Raw genomic sequence first — 14,073 nt, forward strand, 5'->3', positions numbered from 1 at the left:
CGTGAAGAGGTGCGGGGCCGCTCGCATCCGGCTCGGAAGGCCGGGAAACGGCGCCTTGTGAAGGCAAAGGGCGCCGTCGGTCTGTCTTGCGGGTGACACAGCCAAACCTCCCACTCGGCTGATCGCCGACCATCGCACCGCAACCGTGTTATTTCAAGCATAAAGTTTTTCGCCGTGGCGCATTGACGGCCCCGCGCAGGCCGTTCATTGCTGCCGTGTTGCGATGCCGAAGGGAGGACGCCGGTGCTCGAACGACAGATCAGCGATTGGGACGACGCCTACGCCAACAGCCCCCATATCGTCGGCAGCGAGGACCTGCCCGATCTCTGGGCAAGGCAGGCGAAGACCTTTCGCGACGAGCTTGCGGCGGCAGGCCGCGCCAGGCTGGACATCGCCTATGGGTCCGGCGAGCGCAACCGCCTCGACCTGTTCCTGCCGCAGGGCACGCCCGCCGGCCTCGCCGTCTTTATCCATGGCGGTTACTGGATGGCGTTCGACAAGGGCTCGTGGTCGCATCTGGCGCGCGGTGCCGTGGAGCGCGGCTATGCGGTGGCCATGCCCTCCTATACGCTGTGCCCCGATGCGCGGATCGCCGACATCTCGCGCGAGGTCGGCGCGGCGATTGCAAAGGCCGCCGACCTCGTGCCCGGCCCGGTCGTGCTGACCGGCCATTCCGCCGGCGGCCATCTGGCGAGCCGCATGGTCTCGGTCACCACGCCGCTGCCGGCCGCCGTGCAGGCCCGCATCCGCAACACCGTTTCGATCTCCGGCGTGCACGACCTGCGTCCGCTGATGACGACCGGGATGAACGAAACGCTGCATCTCGACGAGGCCGAGGCGCTGGCCGAAAGCCCGGCCTTGCTCAGGCCGATGGCCGGCGCCCGCATCACCTGCTGGGTGGGCGGCGGCGAGCGCGGCGAGTTCCTGCGCCAGAACGCGCTGCTGGCCAATGTTTGGACCGGTCTCGGCGCCACGACCACCGCCGTGGTCGAGCCCGACCGGCATCATTTCAGCGTCATCGAAGGTCTTGCCGATCCGGATCACGCCCTGACGCGCACGCTGCTGGGGTGAGAAAGGCGCAAGGCGCTGCCCCCTCTCCGTCGCCGCTTCGCGGCGCCACCTCTCCCCCGGTCCGGGGGAGAGGATGGGAGCCAAGCTGGACGCCTATCCTCTCCCCCACGAAGTGGGGGAGAGGTGTCCGCGAAGCGGACGGAGAGGGGGCAGCGCCCTACGCGATAGCATTACTCTCGAGAGGGAAATGGATGCTGAAGCGCGCCGGCGTCAGTACGCCGCCGCGGCGGCCCCTTGGTCCGAAAACACCAGTTCCGTCCTGCCGCCCGACGGCGATAGCGCGCGTTGCAGCAGGGCCTCGGCATGGTCGTTGCGCTGGCGGGCGCTGTCGGCGCCCATCACCACCACGACGATCTGCCGGCCGTCGGCATTGTAGGAGGTGACGATGTTGAAGCCGGAGGCGCGGATGTAGCCGGTCTTGATGCCGTCGACGCCGCGCACCCGGCCGAGCATGTCGTTGTGGCCGCGCACCAGCCTACCGCGGAACATGAAGTCGGTGGCGGAGAAATAGGAGTAGTATTGCGGGAAGTGCTTGCGCAACGCCATGCCGAGCACCGCCATGTCGCGCGCCGTCGTGTGCTGGCCGTCGTCGGGCAGGCCGGAGGCGTTGCGGAAGACGGTGGCGCGCATGCCGATCCGCCGCGCCTTGTCGGTCATGGCGGCGGCGAAAGCCTCCTCCGAGCCGGCGAGATATTCGCCCACCGCCACCGCGACGTCGTTGGCGGATTTCACCACCAGCGCGCGGATGGCGGAATCGACGTCGATCGTCTCGCCGGGCTTGAAGCGCAGCTTGGTCGGCGGCTGCGAGGCGGCATGCGCCGAGACGGGGATTTGCGTGTCCCGGGTGACGCGTCCGCTCTCCAGCGCATCGAACAACAGGTAGAGCGTCATCATCTTGGTCAGCGAGGCGGGATAGCGCGGCTGGGTCGAGTTGGCCTCGAACAGCGTCTTGCCGGTCCTGGCGTCGACCACGATGGCGGCGTATTTCTGCGGCGGCGCGGGCACGGCAAGCACGCGCTCGGGCGGCGTGGCGGCGGTACAGCCGGCCAGGAAGACCAGGACGAGGAGGGCCGCGAGGCTTCGGCGGGCGAGCAGGCTCAGGATCGGCAAGGCTGGCTTTTCTGACGGAACGTTGACGAACTTCCCTCTAGCCTAAGCCAATCCCCGCGTCCATTTGGTTAATGTGGCGCACGCTTCGGCCCCACTCCGTCCCGGCTTCGCGGGCCACCTCTCCCCCGTTCGACGGGGGAGAGGAAAGACGGCAGCGATCTTGGCGCCCTTCCTCTCCTCCAGGCAGGGGGAGAGGTGGCTTGCGAAGCAAGACGGAGTGGGGGGTGGTTCGGCGCCATGACCGCGTATGACCGGCTTGCACGGCCGTCGCCGAAAGCGTCTTCTGGCGATCCAGCGATTCGGGAGGAACCATGGACACCGTCACCATCGCGGCGCGCGGCATTTCGGTTTCGCTCGACCTCGCCGTCGGCCATATCGCCAGAATGGCGGTCGAGGCGGATGGGCGCACCCTCGAACCGCTGCACCGCGCGCCGTGGATCGAGGAGCCGCGCGAGACGCTGCCGCCGGGCCTGCCCGAAGGCGTCGTCCGCCTTTCGGGCGATTTCCTCTGCGCGCCCTTTTCCGTCGCCGACGTCGAGAAAGCGCCGCTGCACGGCTGGCCGGCGAACAGCGCATGGGAGGCAGTGGACAGTGCTGCCATCGAAGGCGGCTGGCGCGCGACCTTCCGGCTCGCCCGCACCGTCATGGGCGCGACGGTGGAAAAGACGCTGACTCTGCGCGACGGCCATCCCTTCCTCTACCAGGAGCATGCCTTCGTCGGCGGGCAAGGCGCCATCTCCGTCGCCCATCATACCATGACGGTGATGAAGGACGGCGGCCGGCTCGCCTTTTCGCCGAAGCGCGTCGCGGCGACGCCGGCCGACGCGACGGAGCCGGACCCGGCGCGCGGCCGCTACCTGCTCGCCTATCCGGCGCGCACGCACGATCTCGCAGCCTTCCCGGCGGCGGCCGGCGGCATCGCCGACCTGACGGATTACAGCATGGACCGCCGGCACGAGGATTTCGTCACGCTGGTCGAGGCCGGTCATGGCGGCCCCGGTTGGACGGCGGTGGCGCGAAGGGCGGAAAAGGATCTCGTCCTGGTGCTGAAGAACCCGGCCGAATTGCCGGTGACGATGCTGTGGATCTCCAACGGCGGCCGTGACTATGCGCCGTGGAACGGCCGCCATCGCGGCGTGCTCGGCATCGAGGACGGCCGCGCGGCCATCGGCCATGCCGCCTCGCTGGGTGACAATTGGCTCAGGCGCGAAGGCGTGCCGACCGCCTTCGACCTCGCCGAAGGCCGCCGCGTCGCCTTCCGGCAGGTCGTCGGCGCCGTGCCGCTCGACGGCGGCGAGCCGCCGCTGTCGGTGACAGTGCGGCCCCGGCATCTGGAACTGGCCTTCGCCGACGGCGGCACGCGCGACATTCCCCATGACGGCAGCTTCCTGCGCGCCGCAGGGGCCGCCTGACGGGAACCGCCGTTGCCGGCGGGCGTTGGGATGTGCAACCATCCGCCACGGCAACGCATGTGGAAACCCGGAGCCTTCCGGCCGCCCTGAAGGCTCGAACCCGAGGCCATCGCCATGTCCGAGATCGCCCATATCGCCGCCACCCTGTTCAAGCGCGCCGGCAAGGCCTCCCGCTTCGTCGTCGCCATCGCCGGTCCACCGGGATCGGGCAAGTCGACGCTGTCGGCCGCGCTGCACGACGTGCTGGCCGAGCACGGCGCCGAGGTGGTGCCGATGGACGGCTTCCACTTTGACGACGCCGTGCTCGAACGGCGCGGGCAGCGCGCCCGCAAGGGTGCGCCGGAGACGTTCGACTTCGCCGGTTTCGAGACGCTTCTGAAGCGCATTCGCGCCGGCGAGCCGGACGTCGCCGTTCCGGTCTTCGACCGTTCGATGGAGCTGTCGCGCGCCGCCGCGGCGATCGTCGGCGCAAACACCCGCTTCATCCTGGTCGAGGGCAACTACCTGCTGCTAGACGAGGCGCCGTGGTCTCGGCTGGCGCCGCTGTTCGACTTCTCCGTCTTCGTCGACGTGCCGCGCAACGAGCTGGAATTGCGGTTGCGCCGGCGCTGGTACGAGCACGGCAGGAGCGACGAGGACGCCGCCAACTGGATCGCCTCCAACGACATGCCCAACATCGAGCGCGTGCTGACCCGCCGGCGGGCGGCCGACCTGGTCGTCGGCGCCTGGGACTGAGCCGCAGGAACCTTGCCGCGCCTCTGCCGTTATCGGCAAACGGCGATCCTGCCGAACGACGAGGGATGTCATGGCTGCGAATGTGAAGAAGGCCGCGCCGCGTGCCGCCAAGGCAGGGGCCGGCAAAGGAACGGGCAAGAGCGCCGGCAAGGCCACCCAGACGCGGGCCGGCGCCGGTCCGGCGGTGGCCGAACGCTCCAAGGACGCCAAGCCGGCCTTCGGCAAGGCCGCGCCAAAGCGGGTCGTGCCGGCGACCGAGGCCAAGGCTTCCAAGCCGGCGGCGTCGAAAAGCGCCGTCCGCAAGGCCGCTTCCCGTTCTTCCGAAAGCGGTGACGGTTCCGTCGTCGCCAAGGTGGCGCGGGTCGCCAAGACGACGGCGGCGGTTGCCGTCGGCGCCGTGGTGGCGACGGCAAGGCTTGCTACGCCCTCGCGCAAGCGCAAGGACGACAAGACGGCCAAGTAGGCGCGCGCCTTCCGTTAGCGTAAGGCGGCGTCAGCCCTTCGACGGGATCGTCAGCCCGCGCTGCACCGCCGGCCGGGCAAGCCCCCGCTCCAGCCATTTCGCGACTGTCGGGAAATCGTCGAAGCCGACGAGGTCGCGCGCCTCGTAGAAGCCGATCAGGTTGCGCACCCAGCCCAGCGTCGCCACGTCGGCGATGGTGTAGTCGTCGCCGGCGATCCACGGCCGGCCGGTCAGGCGCGTCTCCAGCACGCCGATCAGCCGCCGCGATTCGGTGGCGTAGCGCTCCAGCGGTCGCTTGTCGGCGATCTCGCGGCCGGCGAATTTGTGGAAGAAGCCGACCTGGCCGAAGATCGGCCCGATCGCCGCCATCTGGAAGAACACCCACTGGATCGTCTCGTAGCGAAGGGCGGCGTCGGCCGGCAGCAGCTTGCCGGTCTTCTCGGCCAGGTAAAGCAGGATGGCGCCGGATTCGAACAGGCCGAACGGCTTGCCGTCAGGACCGTCCGGATCGACGATCGCCGGGATCTTGCCGTTCGGGTTGAGCGCGAGATACTCCGGCGTCCAGGATTCGTCCTTGCCGATGTCGACGTAGTGAGGCTCGTAGGGCAGGCCGATCTCCTCCAGCATGATCGACACTTTCACGCCGTTCGGCGTCGGCGCGGAATAAAGCTGCAGGCGGTCGGGATGCCTGGCCGGCCAGCGCGCGGCGATCGGGAAAGCGGAAAGGTCGGCCATTGGGAAAACTCCTGAAGAGGGTGCGCAGGAATGCGGGGAGGGCGAACTTTAGGTAAATCCGCGCGCCGTCTCCTGCAACGGATGCGCCGCCCTCAGACCGCCTTGAAGGCCAGCACCGCGTTGGTGCCGCCGAAGGCAAAGGCGTTGGAGAGTGCTGCCCGCACAGGGCGCTCGCGCGCCACGTTGGGCGTGACGTCGAGGTCGCAGTCCGGGTCCGGCTCGCGATAGTTCGCCGTCGGCGGCACCAGCCCCTCGCGGATCGCCATGACGCAGGCGATCATTTCCAGCGCGCCGGATGCGCCTAGGCAGTGGGCGTGCATGGATTTGGTCGAGGAGACGGACAGGCTGTAGGCATGCTTGCCGAAGGCGCGCTTGATGGCCTGCGTCTCGATCTGGTCGTTGGCCTTGGTGCCGGTGCCGTGGGCGTTGAGGTAGTCGACATCCTCCGGATTGAGGCCGGCGTCCCTGAGGCAGGCGCGCATCGCCTGCTCGGGGCCTTCGACGGTCGGCGCCACGATGTCGGATGCATCGGCCGTAAGCCCGACGCCGGCGAGTTCGGCAAGGATGGTGGCGCCGCGCGCCGTTGCATGCTCGTAGCTTTCCAGCACCGCCATGCCGGCGCCTTCGCCGAGCGACAGGCCCTGGCGATCGGCGGAAAAGGGACGGCAGGTGTCGGGCGCCAGCACGCGCAGTGCCTCCCAGCCCTTCATGACACCCCACACCAGCGGCGCGTCGCTGCCGCCGGCCAGCATCACGTCGGCGCGGCCGGCGCGGATCTGGTCCACCGCCGAGGCGATGGCATGATTGGCCGAAGCGCAGGCCGAGGTGACGCCGAAGACCGGGCCGCGCAGGCCGAGCGCCATCGAGACCTGGCCCGCCGCAGCACCCGGCATCACCTTCGGCACGGTGAAGATGCCGGCGCGGTTGCGGCCTTCCGTCAGGATCGCGCGGTAGTTCTCCTCGATCGCCTCCCAGCCGCAGACGCCGACCCCGACGGTGGCGCCCATGCGGTGGCCCTCCACCCTGCCGGGCTCCAGTCCCGAGTTTTCGAGGGCCTCGCGGGCGGCGAGCACGGCCAGCAGGCTGAAGCGGTCCATCGACACGGTCTGCTTCCGGTCCAGCCCATGCTCCGGCAGGGCCTTGATCTCGCAGCCGGTGCGGACCTTGATGTCATGCAGGGACTGGTTCTCGATCGGCCCGATGGCCGAGCGGCCAGCGCGCATTTCCTGCCAGATGGCCCCGGCGCTGCTACCCAGGCCGCAGATGCCGCCCAGCCCGGTGATGACGACGCGTGCGGCCATGGAGGACGATCAGGCTTTCTGCTTGGCGATCAGCGCGCGAACGGCTTCGACGATGTCGCCGACGTTCTTCAGGTTGCTCCAGGCGTCGGAGGTGCTCATCTCGATCTCGATGCCGTAGGCCTCCTCGAGGTCGAAGATGATCTCCGTCAGTTCAAGCGAGTGGATGCCGAGCGCGGTGAGTTCGGTCTTTTCCGTGATCTCCTCGCCGTCGGGCTCGGCATGAGCCTTGATCTTCGCGATGATATCCTGGGCCAGCTCGTCAGCCATACGCATCCTTCCCCATGCCACACGGTGCCCGAAGGCTTGGCCCTGTATAGAAACCGAAACCGCGGGAGGCAACAAGCCATATCGACAAAGCGGGCGCGTGCTTAATCGTCCGCAACGGCGGATCGCACGGCGGAGACCTCAGCCGGCCGGCTTGGCCGCGGCGTAGACGATGACCTTCTTCGGCCCGTCGAAGGCGACGGCGAGCACGTCGGCGACCAGAACGCGCTTGGAATCGATGGCGTGGTAAAGCAGCGCGTTCGCCTCGACCTCCTGGCGCAGCAGCGCGATCTCGTCGCGGTGCTGCTCGATCTTCCTGGCGATCTCCGGCGGCGGCCCGCCCTCGCTGCGGGCGGTGTCGGCGAGGAAGACGATATCGACATGATCGACGCTGGAGGTCTTGCGCACCATGCTGGTCGCCTCGGCCGTGGTGTCGATGGCGGCCAGCACCTTCGCCTGTTCGTCCGCCGCCGTCTTCTCCTCCTCGCTGATGCCGGAGCCGACGATGCTCTTGACCGTGGTGTCGTCGAGGCTCTGGGCCGCGGCGGGCCCTGCCAGTGCGGTGAAGGCGGTCAATACCATGGCGATTTGTCTTGCAGTGTGATGCAAGGATACTCTCCCTCAATTCATGCCGATCCTTGCGCCGGGTCTTCCCGACGTCTTGCGGAAACGGGACGGGATCGGCATGGTTCCCTGCAATCTTGTCGCAACCGCGACACGGCAGGGAAAAACCGGAAAGGAAGACGATGGGTGCCCAGCGCTACAACGGAAGCTGCCAGTGCGGCGCGGTCCGCTACGAGGTGACGGCCGATCTGGACAACACCATAAGCTGCAACTGCTCGCGCTGCGGGCGGCTGGGCTCCATCCTCACTTTCGCGCCCGAGCAGGATTTCACCCTGGTTTCGGGCGAGGACAGCCTGAGCGAGTACCTGTTCAACCGCCACGCCATCCATCACCTGTTCTGCAAGGTCTGCGGCATCCAGTCCTTCGCCCGCGGCTCGACGCCCGACGGCAAGGCGATGATCGCCGTCAACGCCCGCTGCCTCGAGGGGGTCGAGCCCGACCGGCTCAACCCCAAGAAGGTCGACGGCCGCAGTTTCTGAGCGACGCGATGCCCGCCGAAACGCTTCCCTCCGCGCACGACATCTTCCCGCACTTGCGCATCGTCATGGGCATGGTGGTCGGCCTTGGCGTCACCCGGCTGTTGTCGGGCGTGGCGCGCATCGTCCAGCATCCGAACCAGTACAAGCTCTACCCGGTGCATCTTGCCTGGGTCGCCCTGCTCCTGCTCATGCTGGTGCATTTCTGGTGGTGGGAATTCGGCCTCTACGCCATCCAGGACTGGACCTTCGGCAAGTACCTCTTCATCATCTTCTACGCCGTCGTGCTTTTCCTGCTCAGCGCGCTGCTGTTTCCTGATTCTCTGTACGATTATGCCAGCTACGAGGATTTCTTCTTCAAGCGGCGAGCGTGGTTCTTCGGCCTGCTGGCGCTGACCTATGTACTCGATATCGCGGATACGCTGATGAAGGGCGAGGCCCATTTCGCCCGCTTCGGCAGCGAGTATCTGGTGCGCACGCCGGTCTTCATCCTGCTCTGCCTTGCGGCGATATGGACCTCCAACCGGCGTTTCCATGCCCTGTTCGTCGCCGCCGCGCTGGTCTATCAGGTGTCGTGGATTTTGCGCCTGTTCGACACCATCGTGTAGCGGCAGGCAAAAAGAGGAAAGCCCCCCGTGAAACTCAACATCCAGACGGATTTCACCAAGTTTCCGCGTGCGACGGCGGTGGTGCGCGCCGCCGATGCCGGCTCATCGCAGCCTTTCGACACCGCAGCGCTCGCCCATGACGAGCGGCAGTTGCGCCGCCGCGTGGTGGAGCTGGCGGGCGGCGACAAGGTTCTGGCCGACCTGCTCGAACCCGTCACGCTGGAAGACGGCGACCGCCTCGTGCTGGAAGACGGCCGCCAGGTCGGCATCACCGCCGCCGCCGAGGAGGTCTACAAGGTGCGCGGCCGCGACGGCGCCCATCTAGCCGAACTCGCCTGGCATCTCGGCGAGCGGCATCTCGCCGTCGCCGTCGACAAGGACCGCATCCTCGTCCTGCGCGATCCCGCCGTCAGAGCCGCACTGGAAAAGCTCGGTGCCGAGGTCAAGGAAGGCTCGGCGGCTTTCCGGCCGCTGCACAGCGCCCATGAGGGGCACGGGCATCACGACCACCATCATGGCCATGGCGGGCACGACCATCACCACGGCCATGGCGAGCCCGACGCCTTCGGCCGCCTTCCCGGCGATCCGCATTACGGCCACAACCATGCCTGATTGCCGAGGGGCGGACGCGACTTCGCCCTCCAATCCGGTTGACGAGGTCTTCCGCCCATGATCGTGCTCGCTTTCGTCCTCTCGGCGATCCTGCTTCTCATCACTGCCGCCCATGTCTATTGGGGCATCGGCGGCATCTGGCCGGGCCGCGACGGCGCCTCTTGCGCCCGCGCCGTGGTCGGCTTCCGCGGCGTCGATGCCATGCCCTCGTCCTTCGCCTGCTTCGCCGTGGCCGCCTGCCTGTGCCTCGTCACCTTATGGCCGCTGGCGCTGGAAGGCGTGTTCGCCACGCCCTTCGATCACGCCGGGCTGGCGGCGACCGCCGTCATGATCGGCCTGGCGGTCCTTGCGCGCGGCATCCTCGGTTTCACGCCCTGGTGGCGGCGCCTTGCCCCCGAACAGCCTTTCGCCCGGCTGGACCGGCGCTTCTATTCGCCGCTCTGCCTGCTCATCGCCGCCGGCTTCCTGGTGCTTGCCTTTTCCGCATTTCCCGTCTGAGCCGCGCTCCCGCCGCTGCACCAACCGAAACCGGTTGCCCGCGCGGGCGCCGCGCGTCATCCTGCGGCAAACGGGAGAACACGCCGATGCCGGTCGCCAGTCTGCGCAAGGAGAACCTCACCAACCTGCCGTTCGCCGAGGAGCGCGCCGACATGGCCGCCGCCTTCCGCTGGACGGCGCGGCTCAACATGCACGAGGCGGTGGCGAACCATTTCTCGCTGGCCGTCAACGACGACGGCACGAAATTCCTGATGAACCCGAACCAGGTGCATTTCTCGCGCGTCAAGGCGAGCGACCTGCTCCTGATCGACGCCAACGATCCCGAAACCCTGTCGGGGCCGGACGCGCCGGACCCGACCGCCTGGGGCCTGCACGGTGCCATCCACCGCAACGTGCGCCATGCGCGCTGCGTCATGCACGTCCATTCCATCCACGCCACCGTGCTCGCCTCGCTGGCGGATTCGCGCCTGCCGCCGATCGACCAGAACTGCGCCACCTTCTTCAACCGCCATGTCGTAGACGCCCATTATGGCGGGCTGGCCTTCGAGGAGGAGGGCGAGCGCTGCTCGGCGCTGCTGGCCGACCCGAAGAACAAGGTGATGGTCATGGGCAACCACGGCGTGCTGGTCATCGGCGACACGGTGGCCGACGCCTTCAACCGCATGTTCTATTTCGAGCGCGCCGCCGAGACCTACATCAAGGCGCTGTGGACGGGCCGGCCGCTGCGGGTGCTTTCGGATGAAATCGCCGAGAAGACGGCCGCCGAACTCGACGCCTATCCCGGCCAGGCCGACCGGCATCTTGCCGAACTGAAAGCGATCCTCGACGAGGAAGGCTCGAATTATCGGCATTGAGCTTTCCTCGCCCCGTTTACGGGGAGAGGATGCCGGCAGGCAGGTGAGGGGCGGCGCCCCTACTATGGAAATTCGCGCTGCCCCTCATCCGCCCTTCGGGCACCTTCTCCCCGTAAACGGGGCGAAGGAAGAGGGGTGTGCCTACCTCAGCCCCAGTGCCGCCCGCAGCTCGTCCGCCGAGTTCACCGTAACGGCGCCGTCCGGCCCTTGCATGGCCGGCCGCTCCGGCCAGAAGATCGCCTTCATGCCGGCGGCGAGCCCGGCGCTGGCGCCGATGACGCTGTCTTCCACCACCGCCGCCTCGGCCGGCTCGACATCGACCAGCCAGGCGGCGCGCAGGAAGGGCTCGGCGTGCGGCTTGCCTTCGCGCACGTCGTTGCGGCTCACCGTCTTCATGCCCGGATAGAGCAGGCCGACGGCGCTCAGGTTGGCGTCCACCACCATGCGGTCGGAGTTCGACACCACCGCCTGCGGGATGCCCCGCGCGTTGATCTCTCGGAAGATCTCGATGGCGCCGGGCCGTGGCCTGAGGCCCGAAAGGTCGGCGAGATAGTGGCTGTACTTGCGCTCAATCCAGTCGGGGAAGGGCAGGGTCAGCCCGAACTCCTCGCGCATCATCGCATAGATATGCGCTGCCGTCTGGCCAAGTGCCCGCTCGTGCAGGTCGGCCGGAGGCACCAGCCCTTCGCTCCGCATGGCGGAGGCAAGGGCCGCCGCATGCAGCGGCTCGCTGTCGACCAGCGTTCCGTCCATATCCCAGAAGACCGCTTTCGGCGTCATGACCCTTCCAATCGGTTTGCGGCAGAAAGGAATAGACCGTTTGGCGCGCGCCACCAACCCTTTCCTGATAACGTGGCAAATGTCGGGCGATTCCATCGGTCGCTTATCGGGCAATTGTCCTTGATGCAGGGCAATTGCGTATCGGCAAAATCCCTGCGAAACTGGATCGGGGAGAAAGGGAGCGCCATGAACGCGCGACAGGAAGGCGGCAGCGGCCATAGCCGGCTCGACGACGCGGCCCGCGCCGGCTGGCTCTATTACGTCGCCGGCAACACGCAGGACCAGATCGCCGCCAAGCTCGGCATCTCGCGCCAGACGGCGCAGCGGCTGGTGTCGCTCGCCGTCTCCGAGGGCCTGGTCAAGGTGCGGCTCGATCACCCGATCGCCGCCTGCCTCGACCTTGCCGCGCAACTGCGCAGCCGCTTCGCCCTTGATCTCGTCGAGGTCGTGCCGAGCGATCCCGGCTCGTCGTCCACCACCATCGGTGTCGCCGAGGCCGCCGCCGCCGAGATCGAGCGCTGGCTGCGCAAGCCCGAGCCGATCGTGCTGGCGATCGGCACCGGGCGCACGCTGAAGGCGGCCATCGAGCAGTTGCCGCCGATGGAGTGTCCGCAGCACAAGGTCGTGTCGCTGACCGGCAACATCTCGCCCGACGGCTCTGCCGCCTTCTACAACGTCATCTTCACCATGGCCGACCGCATCAAGGCGCGCTCTTTCCCGATGCCCTTGCCGGTCATCGCCTCGTCGCCGCAGGAGCGGGAAATGCTGCTCGGCCAGCCGATGATCCAGCCGACATTGGATCTCGCCGCGCGCGCCGACGTCACCTTCGTCGGCATCGGCGACCTCGGCCCGCAGGCGCCGCTCTACGAGGACGGCTTCGTTTCCGAAAGCGAGCTCAAGGCGCTGCACAAGGCCGGCGGCATCGCCGAGATCGTCGGCTGGGTATTCGACCGCGAAGGCCGACTGATCGAGGGCATCACCAACGACCGCGTATCCTCCGCGCCGCTGCCGTCGCGCGAGAAGTCGCTGGTGGTGGCGCTGGCCATGGGCGAGAAAAAACTGCCCGGCATCCTTGCCGCCGTCAACCGGCGCCTCGTCAACGGGCTGATCACGGACGAACGCACCGCATCGGCGCTGCTGTCCGCATGAAGGGCCATTCGGCGCGCGACCTGTGCAGGCGACGGGCGATCTCCTCCTCGCCGTCGCACAGGCCGATGTCGCGCTGGACATAGGCGGAAAGGTCGCGCACGTCGATCAGGGATTGCCGCCGCCGTCCGCTCGCCGAAAGCCGGGAAAACAGCGAGCCGGCGGGTGCCGAAAAGAGCTTGTCGAGCATCGTGGTCATGGGTTCCAACCTTCGCTATGCTTGAAGCCGTTTGATGACTGAGGATGGAATCTCGGTGCGCTCGCGCCTATTTTCCAATTGAATCTCGATCATCATCCATAAGCAGGATTTATGCATATGGGCCTTCAGCTTCCGCCCCTGGCGGCGATCCGGGCGTTCGAGGCGGTGGCGCGCCACCTGTCCTTCACCAGGGCGGCCGAGGAACTCGGCATGACGCAGGCGGCGGTGAGCTATCAGATCAAGCTCCTGGAGGAACGCGTCGGCGCGCCGCTGTTCCTGCGCAAGCCGCGCCAGATCGCGCTGACCGACACCGGCCAGCGCATGGCGCCGAAGGTGGCCGAAGCCTTCGCCCTGCTCGGCGAGGCCTATACGGACGCGCGCGGCGGCGCCGACGGCGTGCTGTGCGTCTCGACGCTGCTCACCTTCGCGGCCAACTGGCTGGCGCAGCATCTCGGCCTTTTCCAGCTCGCGCACCCTTCGCTCGCGGTGCGCGTCGATACCTCCAACCGCGTCGTCGATTTCGCCCGGGAGGAGGTCGATGTCGCCATCCGCTCCGGCAGCGGAAAGTGGCCGGGCGTCGAAACCCACATGCTGTTCCGCGCCGATTTCACGCCGGTGCTCAGCCCGAAGCTCGCCGCGAGCATCGGCGGCGTGAAGGAGCCTGCCGACCTCCTGAAGCTGCCGATCCTCGATCCCGGCGATATCTGGTGGAAGACGTGGTTCGAACTGGCCGGCGTCGAGGCCGACGGGCTGGCGCAGCGTCCCGGCAGTTCGTTGGGCGCCCAGGCCTATGAGGCCAATGCCGCGATCGCTGGCCAGGGCGTGGCGATCGTCACCCGCGCGCTGTTCAAGGTGGAGATCGCCGACGGCAGGCTGATCCAGCCTTTCGACATCGTCGGCGACGACGGCCATGCCTACTGGCTGGTCTATCCGGCCGGCCGGCGCAACGTTCCCAAGATCCGCCTTTTCCGCGAGTGGATCCTGGCCGAAGTGAAGGATTCGCTCGGCCCCTGACGGCGCGCGCCGGCTTTTCCCATATCCGCAGAATCCGCTGCCGTCGAAGCGGCGGCAGGGACAGCCGCTCGCGCTGCTGCAACGCAGCAACGAATCCGCTTGACATAATTCATTCTAAGTGAGTAATTGCCCAAGAAGAAAGCAATTGCTCATTTCATCTGGGAGGATTTC

General features: G+C 67.6%; 18 protein-coding genes. 11 read left to right on the plus strand and 7 right to left on the minus strand.

The window, feature by feature from the left end:
• Positions 1-243 precede the first annotated feature (243 nt).
• Positions 244-1,071, plus strand: a complete 828-nt coding sequence (locus E6C48_RS04385; protein WP_136354422.1) for an alpha/beta hydrolase — start codon at positions 244-246, stop codon at positions 1,069-1,071.
• A gap of 210 nt (positions 1,072-1,281) precedes the next feature.
• On the opposite strand, the gene E6C48_RS04390 is transcribed toward E6C48_RS04385, so the two are convergent.
• Entirely contained in the window at positions 1,282-2,181 is a 900-nt protein-coding gene (locus tag E6C48_RS04390; RefSeq protein WP_136354424.1) for a D-alanyl-D-alanine carboxypeptidase family protein, read from the minus strand.
• Positions 2,182-2,492: 311 nt separating this feature from the next.
• Between E6C48_RS04390 and E6C48_RS04395 the strand changes: the two genes are divergently transcribed.
• From E6C48_RS04395 to E6C48_RS22790, 3 genes are all read left to right on the plus strand, one after another.
• Positions 2,493-3,593: a hypothetical protein gene (locus tag E6C48_RS04395; RefSeq protein WP_136354426.1), complete on the plus strand. Its 1,101-nt coding sequence runs from the start codon at positions 2,493-2,495 to the stop codon at positions 3,591-3,593.
• Between the two features lie 114 nt (positions 3,594-3,707).
• Positions 3,708-4,328, plus strand: a complete 621-nt coding sequence (locus E6C48_RS04400) for a nucleoside triphosphate hydrolase (protein WP_136354428.1) — start codon at positions 3,708-3,710, stop codon at positions 4,326-4,328.
• A gap of 70 nt (positions 4,329-4,398) precedes the next feature.
• Complete coding sequence (locus E6C48_RS22790; protein ID WP_230978667.1) at positions 4,399-4,791, plus strand: hypothetical protein; 393 nt, start codon at positions 4,399-4,401, stop codon at positions 4,789-4,791.
• Between the two features lie 30 nt (positions 4,792-4,821).
• Here E6C48_RS22790 and E6C48_RS04410 read toward each other — a convergent pair whose 3' ends face one another.
• The 4 genes from E6C48_RS04410 to E6C48_RS04425 form a co-directional block, all read right to left on the minus strand.
• The gene (locus tag E6C48_RS04410) at positions 4,822-5,526 is read right to left on the minus strand and encodes a glutathione S-transferase N-terminal domain-containing protein (RefSeq protein ID WP_136354430.1); all 705 of its coding nucleotides are present in this window, start codon (positions 5,524-5,526) and stop codon (positions 4,822-4,824) included.
• A gap of 92 nt (positions 5,527-5,618) precedes the next feature.
• Positions 5,619-6,827 carry a beta-ketoacyl-[acyl-carrier-protein] synthase family protein gene (locus E6C48_RS04415; protein ID WP_136354432.1) on the minus strand — a complete coding sequence of 403 codons (1,209 nt, stop codon included), beginning with the start codon at positions 6,825-6,827 and terminating at the stop codon, positions 5,619-5,621.
• Positions 6,828-6,836: 9 nt separating this feature from the next.
• Positions 6,837-7,094 (minus strand): acyl carrier protein, encoded by a 258-nt coding sequence (locus E6C48_RS04420; RefSeq protein WP_136354434.1) that lies wholly within the window; start codon positions 7,092-7,094, stop codon positions 6,837-6,839.
• A gap of 138 nt (positions 7,095-7,232) precedes the next feature.
• The gene (locus E6C48_RS04425) at positions 7,233-7,673 is read right to left on the minus strand and encodes a hypothetical protein (RefSeq protein WP_136354436.1); all 441 of its coding nucleotides are present in this window, start codon (positions 7,671-7,673) and stop codon (positions 7,233-7,235) included.
• 164 nt (positions 7,674-7,837) lie between these two features.
• Here E6C48_RS04425 and E6C48_RS04430 point away from each other — a divergent pair, with 164 nt between their 5' ends.
• From E6C48_RS04430 to E6C48_RS04450, 5 genes are all read left to right on the plus strand, one after another.
• Positions 7,838-8,194 carry a GFA family protein gene (locus tag E6C48_RS04430; protein ID WP_136354438.1) on the plus strand — a complete coding sequence of 119 codons (357 nt, stop codon included), beginning with the start codon at positions 7,838-7,840 and terminating at the stop codon, positions 8,192-8,194.
• Between the two features lie 8 nt (positions 8,195-8,202).
• Positions 8,203-8,799 (plus strand): hypothetical protein, encoded by a 597-nt coding sequence (locus E6C48_RS04435; protein ID WP_136354440.1) that lies wholly within the window; start codon positions 8,203-8,205, stop codon positions 8,797-8,799.
• A 27-nt stretch (positions 8,800-8,826) separates the two neighbouring features.
• Positions 8,827-9,411 carry an urease accessory protein UreE gene (locus E6C48_RS04440; RefSeq protein WP_136354442.1) on the plus strand — a complete coding sequence of 195 codons (585 nt, stop codon included), beginning with the start codon at positions 8,827-8,829 and terminating at the stop codon, positions 9,409-9,411.
• Positions 9,412-9,468: 57 nt separating this feature from the next.
• Positions 9,469-9,909 carry a DUF3995 domain-containing protein gene (locus tag E6C48_RS04445; protein WP_136354444.1) on the plus strand — a complete coding sequence of 147 codons (441 nt, stop codon included), beginning with the start codon at positions 9,469-9,471 and terminating at the stop codon, positions 9,907-9,909.
• An 86-nt stretch (positions 9,910-9,995) separates the two neighbouring features.
• A complete protein-coding gene (locus tag E6C48_RS04450) occupies positions 9,996-10,763 on the plus strand; it encodes a class II aldolase and adducin N-terminal domain-containing protein (protein ID WP_136354446.1) in 768 nt (255 codons plus the stop codon).
• Between the two features lie 141 nt (positions 10,764-10,904).
• Here the strand turns inward: E6C48_RS04450 and E6C48_RS04455 are convergent, their stop codons facing one another.
• A complete protein-coding gene (locus E6C48_RS04455; protein WP_136354448.1) occupies positions 10,905-11,543 on the minus strand; it encodes an HAD family hydrolase in 639 nt (212 codons plus the stop codon).
• Between the two features lie 186 nt (positions 11,544-11,729).
• Here E6C48_RS04455 and E6C48_RS04460 point away from each other — a divergent pair, with 186 nt between their 5' ends.
• Positions 11,730-12,692: a sugar-binding transcriptional regulator gene (locus E6C48_RS04460; protein WP_136354450.1), complete on the plus strand. Its 963-nt coding sequence runs from the start codon at positions 11,730-11,732 to the stop codon at positions 12,690-12,692.
• Here the strand turns inward: E6C48_RS04460 and E6C48_RS04465 are convergent.
• On the minus strand, positions 12,652-12,888 hold the full coding sequence (locus tag E6C48_RS04465; protein ID WP_136354452.1) for a hypothetical protein: 237 nt from the start codon (positions 12,886-12,888) through the stop codon (positions 12,652-12,654). The two genes, E6C48_RS04460 and E6C48_RS04465, sit on opposite strands and share 41 nt — an antisense overlap.
• A gap of 117 nt (positions 12,889-13,005) precedes the next feature.
• Here E6C48_RS04465 and gcvA point away from each other — a divergent pair, with 117 nt between their 5' ends.
• Complete coding sequence (gene gcvA / locus E6C48_RS04470) at positions 13,006-13,902, plus strand: transcriptional regulator GcvA (protein ID WP_168734447.1); 897 nt, start codon at positions 13,006-13,008, stop codon at positions 13,900-13,902.
• Positions 13,903-14,073 lie beyond the last annotated feature (171 nt).

It is taken from the genome of Ollibium composti (assembly GCF_004801285.1).
Lineage (GTDB): Bacteria > Pseudomonadota > Alphaproteobacteria > Rhizobiales > Rhizobiaceae > Mesorhizobium > Mesorhizobium composti.

Excerpts from the sequence above, each read along its gene's own strand:
- E6C48_RS04425 (WP_136354436.1), bottom strand. The coding sequence starts at position 7,673 with ATGGTATTGACCGCCTTCACCGCACTGGCAGGGCCCGCCGCGGCCCAG.
- gcvA (WP_168734447.1), top strand. The coding sequence starts at position 13,006 with ATGGGCCTTCAGCTTCCGCCCCTGGCGGCGATCCGGGCGTTCGAGGCG.
- E6C48_RS04410 (WP_136354430.1), bottom strand. The coding sequence starts at position 5,526 with ATGGCCGACCTTTCCGCTTTCCCGATCGCCGCGCGCTGGCCGGCCAGG.
- E6C48_RS04460 (WP_136354450.1), top strand. The coding sequence starts at position 11,730 with ATGAACGCGCGACAGGAAGGCGGCAGCGGCCATAGCCGGCTCGACGAC.
- E6C48_RS04450 (WP_136354446.1), top strand. The coding sequence starts at position 9,996 with ATGCCGGTCGCCAGTCTGCGCAAGGAGAACCTCACCAACCTGCCGTTC.
- E6C48_RS04400 (WP_136354428.1), top strand. The coding sequence starts at position 3,708 with ATGTCCGAGATCGCCCATATCGCCGCCACCCTGTTCAAGCGCGCCGGC.
- E6C48_RS04415 (WP_136354432.1), bottom strand. The coding sequence starts at position 6,827 with ATGGCCGCACGCGTCGTCATCACCGGGCTGGGCGGCATCTGCGGCCTG.
- E6C48_RS04445 (WP_136354444.1), top strand. The coding sequence starts at position 9,469 with ATGATCGTGCTCGCTTTCGTCCTCTCGGCGATCCTGCTTCTCATCACT.
- E6C48_RS04465 (WP_136354452.1), bottom strand. The coding sequence starts at position 12,888 with ATGACCACGATGCTCGACAAGCTCTTTTCGGCACCCGCCGGCTCGCTG.
- E6C48_RS22790 (WP_230978667.1), top strand. The coding sequence starts at position 4,399 with ATGGCTGCGAATGTGAAGAAGGCCGCGCCGCGTGCCGCCAAGGCAGGG.
- E6C48_RS04420 (WP_136354434.1), bottom strand. The coding sequence starts at position 7,094 with ATGGCTGACGAGCTGGCCCAGGATATCATCGCGAAGATCAAGGCTCAT.
- E6C48_RS04430 (WP_136354438.1), top strand. The coding sequence starts at position 7,838 with ATGGGTGCCCAGCGCTACAACGGAAGCTGCCAGTGCGGCGCGGTCCGC.
- E6C48_RS04435 (WP_136354440.1), top strand. The coding sequence starts at position 8,203 with ATGCCCGCCGAAACGCTTCCCTCCGCGCACGACATCTTCCCGCACTTG.
- E6C48_RS04395 (WP_136354426.1), top strand. The coding sequence starts at position 2,493 with ATGGACACCGTCACCATCGCGGCGCGCGGCATTTCGGTTTCGCTCGAC.
- E6C48_RS04455 (WP_136354448.1), bottom strand. The coding sequence starts at position 11,543 with ATGACGCCGAAAGCGGTCTTCTGGGATATGGACGGAACGCTGGTCGAC.